Origin of the sequence: Roseibium sp. FZY0029 (genome assembly GCF_036350355.1) — a bacterium.
Lineage (GTDB): Bacteria > Pseudomonadota > Alphaproteobacteria > Rhizobiales > Stappiaceae > Roseibium.
The window spans coordinates 195,327-209,121 of the sequence record NZ_JAZDVZ010000007.1; the positions used below are offsets into that span (position 1 = coordinate 195,327).

The following is a 13,795-nucleotide window of genomic DNA, read 5'->3' on the forward strand; positions in this document are numbered from 1 at the left end:
CCTAGCCTCCGTGCGCGTCGAGCACGCTGCGAATGGTTTCCATCGCCGAGACGAGCCGCCGGGACACATCCCGGTTGGCTTCTTCCAGCCGCGAAGCCCGGGCTTCGCTTTCATCGAGTGAGGCTGCCAATTGGGAGCGGTCTTCACCGAGCCGCTGCAGATCGTCCTGCAAGGCATTCAGCGACCTGTCTGCGTCAAGGCGCCGCTGGACAGCCGCTTCGAGACTACCGACGGCTTTGTCCAGACGCTTTACCGCATCGGCCAGGCTGGTCTTTTCCATGCAGTCGACATCCGCCATTAATTACGTCGTCCCAATCGTTCTTCTGTGGCGGTCCGCCCATTCCTTCAAAGGTCAGACTGGAGATTTGGCGCTTTCGACCCTGGACTTGCTGCTCAAATTACGGGCATTTCAGTCAATGCGCGGCAAAGCACGTTTCACGGCGAAAAAGCAAATCTTTGTTAGAGCGCCGAGCTTAGGCACCGCAACTTCTCTCAGTCAATGCCAGCATTGGCAGAATCCTCAACTCTATAACGCGCGGTCGAAAAAATTCTTCCGCTGCAATGCCCGCCAAAGACCCAAAGCAGCTTTATTGACTCGGGTGCGGTTCCTGATATTTGTCTGGCGCTTGTTCGAGATTGACGAAAGTTAAAACTTGACCAACGCACCTCAGAACAACCTTGCCGGGCTCCCTGCTGCGGCCAAGGGGGGCTCCAAAGCAAGCAACGGGACGACGATGACCGATCTTGATAAACACCAGCGCATGGCAAATGCGATCCGCTTTCTTGCCATCGATGCCGTGGAAAAGGCTAATTCCGGTCACCCAGGCCTGCCGATGGGCGCTGCGGATATCGCGACAGTTCTTTTCACCGAATTCCTGAAATTCGATCCGACTGCCCCGAACTGGGCCGACCGCGACCGCTTCGTTCTGTCCGCCGGTCACGGCTCCATGCTGCTTTACAGCCTGCTGTATTTGCTCGGCTACGAAGATTTCTCTCTCGACGAGCTGAAGAATTTCCGCCAGCTCGGTGCGCGCACCGCCGGCCACCCGGAATACGGCCACGGCGCCGGCATCGAGACCACCACCGGCCCGCTGGGCCAGGGTCTGGGCAATGCTGTCGGCATGGCAATTGCCGAGCGCCTGCAGTCCACCCGCTTCGGTGAAGATCTTGTCGATCACTACACCTATGTGCTGGCCGGCGACGGCTGCCTCATGGAAGGCATCAGCCAGGAAGCCCTGACGCTTGCAGGCCACCTGAAGCTCAACAAGCTGATCGTCATCTGGGACAACAATGGCATTTCCATCGACGGCAAGGTCGACATCACCGATTCCACCGATCAGCAGGCCCGCTTCGCCGCTTCGGGCTGGAACACGCTCAGTGTTGACGGTCACGATCCGATCGCCATTTCCGCGGCCATCCGCCAGGCCCAGGCCAGCGACCGCCCGACTCTGATCGCAGCCAAGACCACCATCGGCTTCGGGGCACCGAACAAGTCCGGCACTGCAAAGGTTCACGGCTCGCCGCTTGGTGCCGAGGAGATTTCCCTCACCCGCGCAGCGCTCAACTGGCCGCATGCAGCCTTTGAAGTTCCGAGCGACATTCTGGACGCCTGGCGCATTGCCGGCCTGCGTTCCGCCCAGGCTCACAAGGACTGGCAGAAGCGTTTTGCCGAGGCAGATGCCGAGACCCGCGCCGAATTCGAGCGCCGCAACCGCGGCGATCTGCCGGCCGGCTTCAGCAAGGCCGTTCAGGACTACAAGAAAAAGCTCGCCGACGAACAGCCGACCATGGCAACCCGCAAGGCGTCTGAAGCTGTCCTGACCGTCATCAACGAAGTTGTGCCGGAAACCATCGGCGGCTCTGCCGACCTGACCGGTTCCAACAACACCAAGACCTCGCAGACCGTTCCGGTTACCCCGGACGATTTCTCCGGCCGTTACATTCACTACGGCATTCGCGAGCACGGTATGGCAGCGGCCATGAACGGTATGGCTCTGCATGGCGGCCTGATCCCCTATTCCGGCGGCTTCCTGATCTTCTCCGATTACTGCCGTCCGTCGATCCGCCTCGCAGCGCTCATGGGCCAGCGGGTCATTCATGTCATGACCCATGATTCCATTGGTCTTGGCGAAGATGGTCCGACCCACCAGCCGGTGGAACATTTCGCCGCCCTGCGCGCGATCCCGAACCTGACGTTCTTCCGTCCGGCCGACATCACCGAGACGCTCGAGTGCTGGCAGCTTTCGCTGGAAAATCGCGACGGACCGTCGGTCCTGGCCCTGACCCGTCAGAACCTGCCGTCGCTGCGCAAGAGCTATGAGGAAGACAACCTCTGCGCCAGGGGCGCCTATGTGCTCATCGACAGCGACGAGGACGCGGCCGTCACGATCTTTGCGACCGGCTCTGAAGTCGAGATCGCGGTTGATGCGCACAAGGACATGAGCGCGGCCGGGATCGCCGTGCGCGTGGTTTCCGTGCCGTCGTTCGAACTGTTCGAAGCTCAGTCCGACGACTACAAGGCCGCCGTCATCGGCAACAGCCCGGTCAAGATTGCGGTCGAAGCCGGCATCCGCATGGGCTGGGACCACTTTATCGGGTCCGATGGCATCTTTGTCGGCATGACCGGTTTCGGCGCCAGCGCTCCCTACAAGGAGCTCTATGAACATTTCGGTATCACGGCGGATGCCGTCGTCGCAGCTGCCAAGGCAAAGCTCGGCGCTTAATCGAAATCAATTCCCGGCACCAAGACTTCCTCCTATGGTGCCGGGACTTCGAGCACAACGTGCTCATCAAGCGACCACACTATGTGGTTTTTAAATCGGTTTAGCCCCTTGAGAGGCGCACCGAAGATTGCGGGAGTGGATTATGGTAACCAAGGTAGCAATCAATGGATTTGGGCGTATCGGCCGCAACGTGCTGCGCGCCATTGTCGAATCCGGCCGCACCGACATCGAAGTCGTTGCGATCAACGATCTCGGCCCGGTCGAGACCAATGCGCATCTGCTGCGCTACGACAGCGTGCACGGCAGATTCCCGGCAGAGGTCAAGGTCGACGGCGACACCATTTCCGTCGGTGGTGGCAAGCCGATCAAGGTAACCGCGATCCGCGACCCGAAAGAACTGCCCTGGGGCGAACTCGGCGTTGAAATCGCCATGGAATGCACCGGCATCTTTACCGCCAAGGAAAAGGCGTCCATGCATCTGGAAGCCGGCGCCAAGCGCGTTCTGGTTTCCGCTCCGGCCGACGGTGCCGACAAGACAATCGTCTACGGCGTCAACCACGATGCCCTGACCGCAGACGACCTGGTCGTTTCCAACGCGTCCTGCACCACCAACTGCCTGTCCCCGGTCGCCTATGTGCTGAACGAAGCCATCGGCATCGAGAAGGGCTTCATGACGACGATCCATTCGTACACCGGTGACCAGCCGACCCTGGACACCATGCACAAGGATCTCTACCGCGCTCGCGCTGCGGCCATGTCCATGATCCCGACCTCGACCGGCGCCGCAAAGGCCGTTGGCTTGGTGCTTCCGGACCTGGCCGGCAAGATGGATGGTGTCGCGATCCGCGTTCCGACCCCGAATGTTTCCGTGGTCGACCTGAACTTCATTGCAAAGCGCGACACCACCGTTGAGGAAATCAACGAAGCCATCAAGGCAGCCGCCAACGGCAAGCTGAAGGGCGTGCTCGGCTACACCGAAGACAAGCTGGTTTCCATGGACTTCAACCACGACAGCCACTCCTCGGTCTTCCATTGCGACCAGACCAAGGTCATGGACGGCACCTTCGTGCGTATCCTGTCCTGGTACGACAACGAGTGGGGCTTCTCCAACCGCATGGCCGACACGGCCGTGGCGATGGCAAAGCTCATCTGATTGTTCCCCGTAAAAGACGCCGGTTCATCCGGCGTCTTTTTTGTCGGCACGGGTGCCAGGTCCGGCAAGACCGCGACACGCTTTTCATTTCAGGCATAGCTCCAGGGCAAAGGTCATGTAGACTGGAACTGCAGACACGTGCAGTTCAATCCTGGAGGCGCCGTCATGACCGCCTTACTGGTCATTCTTGGGTCGTTGTTCGCGGTGGGTTGTCTGGTGGGTTTCGGCTTCTATTGGGTCGACATGAAGAAGGACAATGAAAGGTTCCCTTCAGATCGGGACTCGGAGCCCGGCCTTGGCACCACCGGCAACGACATCTTGCGAAAGCCGGATTTTCCGGCCAGAAATTCCTGACATCATTTCTGATACCAATTGAAGGATCTGAACCATGACCACTCTGGCCTTCTTGTTCGGATTTGTAGTGCTGATCGGCGTCGGCTTCTATTTCGTCGAACGGTCGAAAGAACGCTCGGCAAGAAACACCAAAGGGAGCTGGCAGCCGGAAGTGGATGGCAAAAAGTCCCAAACGATGGCCAACCTGCAAACACCGCCCGATCGATAGCTCTCCCGAGACTCCTCTTTTCCTTTCCGGAGTTCCCAGCTTGCTCGAACTGCTCACTGTCATTTCGCTGACCGTCGTGGTCGCAATCGTTCCCGGTCCCGACTTTGCCGTCGTCCTTCGCAACGCCCTCATTGGCGGACGTCTCGCCGGCATCATGACTGCGCTCGGCATTGCGCTGGCGCTCGGCGTCCATGTCACCTACGCACTGGCGGGCATCGGCCTGATCGTTTCCCAGTCGATCCTGCTCTTCAACGCGCTGAAGCTGATCGGCGCGGCCTACCTCGTTTTCCTGGGTGTTACCATGTACCGCACGGCCTCGAAGGAGATGCCGGCCGATGGCGCCCTGTCCGGAATGTCCCCCTTCCGCGCGCTCCGCTGGGGGTTTTTCACCAATGTGACCAATCCGAAGGCAACCATGTTCGCCCTGTCGGTTTTCCTTCAGGTGACATCGCCCGCAACGCCGCTCTGGACCCAGATCGGCTACGGCGTGATCATGGCCGGCGGCGTATTCCTGTGGTTCGTACTGGTAACCTTCTTCTTCACGCTGCCTGCCGTGCGCCTCAAGTTCATGCGCGCCAAGCTCTGGATGGAGCGCTCTTTCGGCATTCTGCTGACCTTGTTCGGCATCGGCATCGCCGTTTCCACAAACTCCACCCGTCCCTGACGACAGGCACTTCCCAACAGGTGAACCAATGGCTTTCAAAACTCTCGACGATCTGACCGACATTGCCGGCAAGCGCGTCCTGGTCCGTGTCGACCTCAACGTGCCGATGGACGGCGGCAAGGTGACGGATACCACCCGTATCGAACGCGTTCTTCCGACCATCCGCGAACTGTCCGACAAGAAGGCAAAGGTTATCCTGCTCGCCCATTTTGGCCGTCCGAAGGGCGAACGGGTTGCCAGCATGTCGCTCGGCCCGGTCGCGCCGGCTGTTGCCAGCCTGCTCGGCAGGCCTGTGGTCTTCGCGGATGATTGCATCGGCCAGGCGGCAAAGGATGCGGTCGACGTGATGGTCGACGGCGACGTGCTGCTTCTGGAAAACACCCGCTACCACGCGGGTGAGGAAAAGAACGACCCGGACTTCGCCAAGGCCCTCGCCGCCAATGGCGATGTCTACGTCAACGACGCCTTTTCAGCAGCCCACCGTGCCCACGGCTCCACCGAAGGTATTGCCCGGCTGCTGCCTGCCTACGCAGGACGCACCATGCAGGCGGAACTTGAAGCCCTCGGCTCCGCGCTCGGCAATCCGGTCCGTCCGGTTCTTGCCGTCGTTGGCGGTGCAAAGGTTTCATCCAAGATCGATCTCTTGGAAAACCTCGTTGAAAAGGTCGACATGCTGGTGATCGGTGGTGGCATGGCGAACACCTTTCTGGCTGCCAAGGGCACCGATGTCGGCAAGTCCCTGTGCGAACATGATCTGGCCGAAACCGCGAAACGCATCATGATCGCAGCCGAAAAGGCCGGTTGCGAAATCGTTCTTCCGGCCGATGCCGTTGTCGCGAAGGAATTCAAGGCCGGTGCGGAGAACGAAACCGTAGCGCTCGATGCCATCCCGTCGGACGGCATGATCCTTGATGTCGGCGCAGCGTCCATCGAAACGGTGAAGACCAAGATCGATGCAGCCAAGACCCTCGTCTGGAACGGGCCGCTGGGTGCGTTCGAGATCGCGCCCTTCGACACCGCAACCGTTGCGGCCGCCAAGCATGCCGCTGCCAATACCAAGGCAGGCAAGCTGAACTCCGTGGCCGGTGGCGGCGACACCGTCGCAGCGCTCAACCACGCGGACGCGGCAGACGATTTTTCCTACGTCTCCACCGCCGGCGGCGCTTTTCTGGAATGGCTGGAAGGCAAGGAACTGCCGGGCGTAAAGGCACTCGAAGCCTGAAGGGCGAAAAGGCTGGAACCGCGCTGCAACGCGGTTTCAGCACGCTCCTGACCCGGAAGCTCACCGGACGGTCGCCCTTTTCTCGGGAGCTTTCTGAACAGGAGCGCAAAGCGGGTCCGGCTGATTCGTCTGCTCGAGCGATCTGGACAACCCGGCTGCAGAACGCGGCATGAATGCTGTCGCAGTCCCTCAGGAAACAGACTTTGGCCAGATACGGGCGAGTGTCAGGGATCCGGCGGAAACGTTTGCCAATATCGGTTTGCCGGTTTAAAATTTCGCTGGTCGGTCATTGCGACCGCCTCAAATTAATTCGATCTACGAATTAAATCTGCCGGAACGATTTCCGGCAGGTCATTGTATTTTAATTGATTTAAGCGGCCCCGGCCCTCTTTCCATGGCCGGAAATCTTGCTAGAACCACCGGGACTTGACGCACCGCAAAACAGGTGTCGTGATTTTTCGCTAGCCTTGTTGGCTCATCGGAACCGCACCCTCGGGAGATTTTTGATGGCACGTATCACCCTCCGCCAGCTTCTTGATCATGCTGCTGAACACGACTACGGCGTTCCGGCATTCAATATCAACAACATGGAGCAGGCGCTGGCAATCATGGCAGCGGCGGACCAGACCGACGCGCCGGTCATCATCCAGGCTTCCCGTGGCGCAAGGTCCTACGCCCACGACGTGATGCTGAAGCACATGATGGACGCTGTCGTGGAAATCTATCCGCACATACCGGTCTGCGTGCATCTGGACCACGGCAATGCACCGCAGACCTGCATGACCGCCATCCAGGCGGGCTTCACCTCGGTGATGATGGACGGCTCCCTGGAAGTGGACGGCAAGACCCCGGCAAACTGGGACTACAACGTCGGTGTCACCAAGACCGTGACCGACATGTCCCATCTGGGCGGCATCTCCGTCGAAGGTGAACTCGGCGTTCTGGGCTCGCTGGAAACCGGCATGGGCGACAAGGAAGACGGCCACGGCGCGGAAGGCAAGCTCAGCCACGACCAGTTGCTGACCGACCCGGAAGAAGCCGTCAAATTCGTGCGCGAGACCAAGGTCGACGCACTTGCCATCGCCATGGGCACCAGCCACGGCGCCTACAAGTTCACCCGCAAGCCGGACGGCGAAATCCTTGCCATGCATGTGATCGAGGAAATTCACCGCCGTCTGCCGGAAACCCATCTTGTCATGCACGGGTCGTCTTCCGTGCCGCAGGACCTGCAGGACATCATCAACCAGTATGGTGGCCAGATGCCGCAGACCTGGGGTGTGCCGGTGGAAGAAATCCAGCGCGGCATCAAGAACGGCGTGCGCAAGGTCAACATCGACACCGACAACCGCATGGCGATGACCGGCCAGATCCGCAAGATCCTGAGCGAGAACCCAGGCGAGTTCGATCCGCGCAAATATCTGAAGCCGGCCCGCGATGCCATGCAGAAACTGTGCGTCGAGCGCCTGGAAGCCTTCAACACCGCCGGCAAGGCGTCCAAGATCAAGAAGATCATAACGCTTGCCGATATGGCCAAACGCTACCAGACTGGCGAACTGGATCCGAAGATCGCCTGATTTTCGGCCGGACCGGCAGAGAAATTCTTTCACTTTCTTGAAAGAGGGGCCTTGCGTCCCTCTTTCGCCGTCTTTAGGGACAAAATCCCGATCAGACATTAACCAGGACCGCACAAGTGAACCGTCCCCGCCTTTTTCTCGTGACGCCGCCGGAATTTGACACCGCCGACATGGCGGCCAAGCTCAAACAGGCCTTCACCGGTGGTGACATCGCCTGCGTGATGATCTACCGGCCCAGTGCCAGCACCAAGGATCTGCAGGCCGTCGCAAGCGAGCTTGTGCCGATTATTCAGGACGGCGGCGCGGCGGCAATCGTCTACCGCGACACGCAGGCAGCCGGTCGCAGCGGGGCGGATGGCGTGCATGTCGATACATCCCTGGAAGACCTGAAACTGGCGGTGGAGAGCTTCAAGCCCGACCGTATCGTCGGCACCGGCGGCACCAAGCTGAAACATGATTCCATGGAATGGGCTGAAACCGGGGTCGATTACATCCTGTTCGGCAAGCTGGATCTGCCAGAGAAGGCGGAGGCCCATGACAGGACCCTGGCCAGTGCGTCATGGTGGGCGGAACTGTTCGAAACACCCTGTGTCGCCCTTGCCGGCAACACGCTCGAGACACTGGCAGACGTTGCCGCGACTGGAGCGGATTTCGTCGCTGTGAAGGATGCTGTCTGGCAATCCGGCAGCGACATTGCAACTGTTATCGCCGAAGCAAACCGTATTCTGGACGCCCATCCCTTTCCCGAAGCCGAATAGCCCGAGCTGGATGCATGCCGACACCTGAAACGAGCCTACGCCGGAAACTTCGCACCCTATTTCTGCTGGCAGCAGGGCTGCTGACAGCCGGAGTGCTTTCCGCCGCGCCGTTGTCTCCGGCCCAGGCCCAGGAGAAGGCCGACACCAGCGAAACGACCGAAGATGGTGCAACTGCCCCGGAGGCGGAAACGCCCAAGGGTGCGGACGGCAAGCCTTTACCGGTCCTGATCGACGTCACGACCCAGAACAAGACGCTTCTGAGCATAGTCGACGCAGGGCCCCCAAAACTGGAAGAAGGGGAAGTCGCGACCGCCGAGACCGCCTATGCCGCCTTCCAGCGTGGCTGGTTCCTGACCGCGCTCGGCCTGGCGACGCCGCTTGCCGAAAACGGCGACAGGGCGGCTCAGGCGCTGCTCGGTGTGCTGCACGAAGCCGGGCTCGGCATTCACCAGGACAAGGCCAAGGCGGCCGACTGGTACGGCCTGGCCGCCGCCAAGGGCGATGCCGGCTCCGCCATGCAGTTGGCCCAGCTCTATCTGCTGGGCACCGGCGTCGAGGTCGACAAGAAGAAGGCGGCTGATCTTTTCGAAGAAGCAGCCGATGCCGGAAACGCCTCCGCACTCTACAATCTGGCCCTGCTCTACCAGGAAGGTGAAGGCCGTCCCTTCGATGAGAAGAAATCGCGCGAGCTTCTGGAACAAGCGGCCAAGCTCAACGATCCCGAGGCCCAATATGCGCTCGGCCTCTCCTATCTGGAAGCTCAGACCGGCCTGAACGATCCCGGGCTTGGCGCCTTCTGGCTGGGCCGCGCGGCCCGCCGCGGACACACCTCCGCACAGGTCTATTACGGCATCCTGAGGTTCCAGGGCAAAGGCGTCGACCCGAACGAGGCGGAAGCCGCGGACTGGTTCGAGCGTGCCGCGACCGCAGGCAACCCGGTGGCGATGAACCGGCTGGCGCGGGTCTATGCCTATGGCCGTGGACGGGAACAGGATTTCGCTGCCGCGGCCGGCTGGCACCTGATTGCCCGTACGCTCGGCGTTTCGGATTTCTCGCTCGACCGGATCATCGAGAGCCTGGACGAAACCACGATGGACGAAGCGCGCAAGCTTGCCGAACAATATTCGGCCACATTGATGGCTCCGTCACAGGACCCTACCAAGGAATCTCCGTAAACCGCGCGTCGGCGCCCGGAATCGTAAGGATGTTTGCCTTTTTTCCTTGAACTCCACCAGCTTTTGTGGTGGACAGGCGCGAGCAAATTTCAGGCGCACCGGCGTCCCGCCGGTCACCGCCCTGCTACAGGTTCTGTTGAGTTTCGGAGTTTTGTTGCGGTTTGGGTGGAAACCCCATCGAACGCGGCAGATTTCCAATGGTCACCAGACCCTGAGATCCAAACAAATCAAACAGTCGGTCGTTCCATGAAAATCAACGGAAACGAAATAAAGCCCGGTAACGTGCTTCAGCACCAGGACACGCTTTGGGCGGTTGTCAAAGTCCAACACGTCAAGCCAGGCAAAGGCGGCGCCTTCGCACAGGTTGAAATGAAAAACCTGCTCGACGGCCGCAAGCTCAACGAGCGTTTCCGCTCCGAAGACAAGGTCGAGCGCGTCCGCCTGGAACAGAAAGACTTCCAGTATCTGTTCACTCAGGAAGACATGCTGATCTTCATGGATACGGAAACCTACGAGCAGCTCGAACTTCAGGCAGATTTCGTCGGCGACCGCGCCGCTTTCCTGCAGGACGGCATGATGGTGACGGTGGAACTGCACGAAGAACGCCCGATCGGCATCACCCTGCCGCAGTTCGTGACCCTTGAAATCCGGGAAGCCGACGCGGTGGTGAAGGGCCAGACCCAGTCTTCGTCCTACAAGCCCGCGCTGATGGAAAACGGTGTGCGCGTCATGGTTCCGCCGTTCATCACGGCTGGCGAAAAGATCATCGTCGACACCGGTTCTCTGGAATACGTCCGCCGCGCGGACTGATTTCCGACTGGCAAGACTTCAAACTGGCGCGCCCGGATTTCGCCGGGCAGCGCCCAACAACAAGTGACGAACAATGGCCCGCACAGCTCTCCTCAACGTGATGGTTCAAGCCGCAACGAAAGCCGGACGCTCTCTGGTTCGCGATTTCGGTGAAGTTGAAAACCTTCAGGTATCCCGCAAGGGACCCGGCGACTTCGTCTCGGCAGCAGACCGCCGCGCCGAGGACATCGTACGTGCCGAGCTGACCAAGGCCCGCCCGACCTTCGGGCTGGTAATGGAAGAAAGTGGCGAAGTCGAAGGGACGGACGGCCAGCACCGCTGGCATGTCGACCCGCTCGACGGCACCACCAACTTCCTGCACGGGATTCCGATCTTCGCCACCTCCATCGCACTGGAGCGGGCTGGCGAAATCGTTGCCGGTGTCATCTACAACCCGGTGATGGACGAACTCTACACTGCAGAGCGCGGCCGCGGAGCCTTCCTCAACGACCGTCGTCTGCGCGTTGCAGGCCGCTCGGAATTGCATGAAATGGTGTTCGGCACCGGCCTTCCCTTCATCGGGTCGGGTGACCATGGCCGCACCCTGCGCGAGCTGCGCTATATCATGCCGGAAGTGGCAGGCGTACGCCGCTGCGGTGCTGCCGCTCTTGATCTTGCCTGGACCGCGTCCGGCCGCCTTGATGGCTTCTGGGAACGCAATCTCAACACCTGGGACATCGCGGCAGGCCTCCTGATGGTGCGCGAAGCCGGTGGCTTCGTCAGCGATCTTCAGGGCAAGAACAAGATGCTGGAAAGCGGCGATGTCGTCGCCGGCAACGAAGACGCTCACAAATACCTGCTGCAGCTTCTGAAAAAGGCGGCAACCCCGGCTCAGGGCTGATTGCTTCCGGACTTTCCGCCAAGAGCGGCGGCCCGTCTTTCGAGACGGGCCCTATGGGTCACCTGAAAATGGCAGTGCCCTTTGGATAAGCCGTCCGATTTCTGGCTTTCCAGACTTTATTCGGGCCTCTTCCGCAATTCGAGGTTTCCAAGCCGTTAAAAATCACGCTATCAATCAGTTACGTCCAATTCAGGTGATTGATAACGCAATATGGCCCGTGAATTCGACCCCTACAGCCTGTCCAGTCCGCGGGCCTATCTGACCTTCATGATCATCTTCCTGGTGATCGTTGCCTTCATCGCCTTCATCCTGTTCCCGCAGATATCGACGGCTTTCATGAGCAACCCGGGTCTGAATGGCCTGATCGTGCTTGTTGGCGTGTTCGGTGTGCTGCTGCTGTTCGGCCGCGTGATCCGCCTGTTCCCGGAAATCTCCTGGGTCAACAGTTTCCGGATCGGCGACCCGGGCCTCGACACGCGTTCGCCGGTCCTGCTGGCGCCGATGGCGGCCCTGCTCGGCAACAAGTCCGGCGACATGGCCCTGACGCCAACCACCGCCCGCTCGATCCTCGATTCCATCGGCATGCGCCTTGAGGAAAGCCGCGAGATGTCGCGCTACCTCACCGGCCTTCTAGTGTTCCTCGGCCTGCTCGGCACGTTCTGGGGCCTGCTCCAAACTGTCAGCTCTGTCGGCGCGACCATCCAGTCGCTCGACGTCGGCTCGGGCGATGCCAACGTCATCTTCGAAGACCTGAAAGCAGGCCTGGAAGCGCCGCTCTCGGGCATGGGCACGGCCTTCTCGTCCTCGCTGTTCGGTCTGACGGGCTCGCTGGTGCTGGGCTTCCTGGATCTGCAGGCCGGCCAGGCGCAGAACCGGTTCTACAACGAACTGGAAGACTGGCTCTCCACGGTCACCGACATCGATCCGGAAGAAAGCCTGTTCAACGCACCCGATTCTCCGGGTGTCGAACAGATACAGGCCTCGATCTCCGCCTTGCAGAAAAGCGTTGAGGACGGTGGCAGCAAGAATGCCAATCAGGCCATGGCCAATCTGGCCGAAGGCATCCAGGGCCTCGTCAAACACGTGCGCTCCGAACAGCAGATGATGCGCGACTGGGCCGAAGCCCAGGGCGAACAGCAAAAGCGCATCGAAGGGCTCCTGTCCTCCATCGCCGCGGCGTTCGACCGCGCGAAGGAGTAGACGATGGCCGGACTGGCAGGATTGCGTGCCCGCCGCAGGGCCCAGTCGACGGACTACTGGCCCGGCTTCGTCGACGCCATGGCGACGCTGCTGCTCGTCATCATCTTTCTGCTGTCCATTTTCATGATCGCCCAGTTCTTCCTGTCGCAGCAGCTTTCGGGGCGCGACACGGTGCTGAACCGGCTGAATGCCCAGATCAGCGAACTGACGGAGCTTCTTGCTCTGGAGCGCGCCAATTCCGGGGAACTGGAAGACACCATCCTCGGCCTGCAGGCCAGCCTCTCCGACGCACAGGCCGAACAGACACGCCTGCTCGGCCTTCTGGAAAACAGTTCCGGTGCGGCCGATGCCGCCGGCGGACGCGCCTCGCAGCTTGAAAACCTGCTCGATGACGAGCGCCAGATCAGCCAGGAGGCCCTTGCTCAGGTCGAGCTGCTCAATCAGCAGATCGCGGCACTCCGCCGCCAGATTGCGGCCGCCAACGCAGCCCTTGAAGCCTCGGAAGCAAAGGAAGCCGACAGCCAGGCCAAGATTGCAAGCCTCGGCAAAAGGCTGAACGCCGCGCTGGTACAACGCGTGCAGGAACTGTCGCGCTACCGCTCGGACTTCTTCGGCCGCCTGCGCGAGATCCTGTCCCAACGGTCCGACATCTCCGTCGTGGGTGACCGGTTCGTGTTCCAGTCCGAAGTGCTGTTCGACAGCGGCCAGGAAGACATCAATCCGGAAGGCCGACAGGAACTCGACAAGCTCGCAGACGCCATTCAGGAACTCAGCGCCCAGATCCCCGACGAGATCAACTGGGTCCTGCGCGTCGACGGCCATACCGATGCACGCCCGCTGTCGGGCTCCGGACGCCTGCGCAACAACTGGGAGCTTTCCGCCGCCCGTGCCATTTCCGTGGTCCGCTACCTGATCGAACGTGGCGTCGACCCCAAGCGGCTTGTCGCTGCCGGTTTCGGCGAATTCCAGCCGCTGGAAGAAGGCGAAACCCCGGATGCACTTGCGAAGAACCGCCGGATCGAGCTGAAGTTGACGGAACGCTGAGCCTCTCCTCTGTTCAGCGATACCCGGCCG

At 60.6% G+C, this 13,795-nt stretch carries 14 protein-coding genes; 13 read left to right on the plus strand and 1 reads right to left on the minus strand.

The genetic code is table 11. The features are described 5' to 3' along the window. Position 1 precedes the first annotated feature (1 nt). Entirely contained in the window at positions 2–280 is a 279-nt protein-coding gene (locus tag V1T76_RS20495) for a DUF4164 domain-containing protein (RefSeq protein ID WP_162854994.1), read from the minus strand. A gap of 454 nt (positions 281–734) precedes the next feature. On the opposite strand from V1T76_RS20495, the gene tkt reads away from it, so the two are divergent. From tkt to V1T76_RS20560, 13 genes are all read left to right on the plus strand, one after another. Further along, positions 735–2,723 (plus strand): transketolase, encoded by a 1,989-nt coding sequence (tkt, locus tag V1T76_RS20500; protein WP_330562532.1) that lies wholly within the window; start codon positions 735–737, stop codon positions 2,721–2,723. 142 nt (positions 2,724–2,865) lie between these two features. Further along, on the plus strand, positions 2,866–3,876 hold the full coding sequence (gap, locus tag V1T76_RS20505) for a type I glyceraldehyde-3-phosphate dehydrogenase (protein ID WP_330562533.1): 1,011 nt from the start codon (positions 2,866–2,868) through the stop codon (positions 3,874–3,876). A 165-nt stretch (positions 3,877–4,041) separates the two neighbouring features. Beyond that, positions 4,042–4,230, plus strand: a complete 189-nt coding sequence (locus tag V1T76_RS20510; protein WP_330562534.1) for a hypothetical protein — start codon at positions 4,042–4,044, stop codon at positions 4,228–4,230. Between the two features lie 34 nt (positions 4,231–4,264). Further along, positions 4,265–4,438, plus strand: a complete 174-nt coding sequence (locus V1T76_RS20515) for a hypothetical protein (RefSeq protein ID WP_330562535.1) — start codon at positions 4,265–4,267, stop codon at positions 4,436–4,438. Positions 4,439–4,478: 40 nt separating this feature from the next. Next, a complete protein-coding gene (locus tag V1T76_RS20520) occupies positions 4,479–5,102 on the plus strand; it encodes a LysE family transporter (protein WP_330562536.1) in 624 nt (207 codons plus the stop codon). A 28-nt stretch (positions 5,103–5,130) separates the two neighbouring features. Continuing rightward, complete coding sequence (locus tag V1T76_RS20525; protein ID WP_330562538.1) at positions 5,131–6,324, plus strand: phosphoglycerate kinase; 1,194 nt, start codon at positions 5,131–5,133, stop codon at positions 6,322–6,324. 506 nt (positions 6,325–6,830) lie between these two features. Further along, a complete protein-coding gene (fba, locus tag V1T76_RS20530) occupies positions 6,831–7,898 on the plus strand; it encodes a class II fructose-bisphosphate aldolase (RefSeq protein ID WP_330562540.1) in 1,068 nt (355 codons plus the stop codon). A 116-nt stretch (positions 7,899–8,014) separates the two neighbouring features. Then, complete coding sequence (locus tag V1T76_RS20535; protein ID WP_330562541.1) at positions 8,015–8,656, plus strand: thiamine phosphate synthase; 642 nt, start codon at positions 8,015–8,017, stop codon at positions 8,654–8,656. A 14-nt stretch (positions 8,657–8,670) separates the two neighbouring features. Further along, entirely contained in the window at positions 8,671–9,831 is a 1,161-nt protein-coding gene (locus V1T76_RS20540) for a tetratricopeptide repeat protein (RefSeq protein ID WP_330562543.1), read from the plus strand. Positions 9,832–10,077: 246 nt separating this feature from the next. After that, entirely contained in the window at positions 10,078–10,641 is a 564-nt protein-coding gene (gene efp / locus V1T76_RS20545; RefSeq protein WP_006932138.1) for an elongation factor P, read from the plus strand. Positions 10,642–10,714: 73 nt separating this feature from the next. Continuing rightward, positions 10,715–11,521 (plus strand): inositol monophosphatase family protein, encoded by an 807-nt coding sequence (locus tag V1T76_RS20550; RefSeq protein WP_330562544.1) that lies wholly within the window; start codon positions 10,715–10,717, stop codon positions 11,519–11,521. Positions 11,522–11,731: 210 nt separating this feature from the next. Next, positions 11,732–12,721, plus strand: coding sequence for a flagellar motor protein MotA (locus tag V1T76_RS20555; protein WP_330562546.1), 990 nt, complete (start codon positions 11,732–11,734; stop codon positions 12,719–12,721). Positions 12,722–12,724: 3 nt separating this feature from the next. Next, the gene (locus tag V1T76_RS20560) at positions 12,725–13,765 is read left to right on the plus strand and encodes a peptidoglycan -binding protein (protein WP_330562547.1); all 1,041 of its coding nucleotides are present in this window, start codon (positions 12,725–12,727) and stop codon (positions 13,763–13,765) included. The last annotated feature ends 30 nt before the right edge of the window (positions 13,766–13,795 follow it).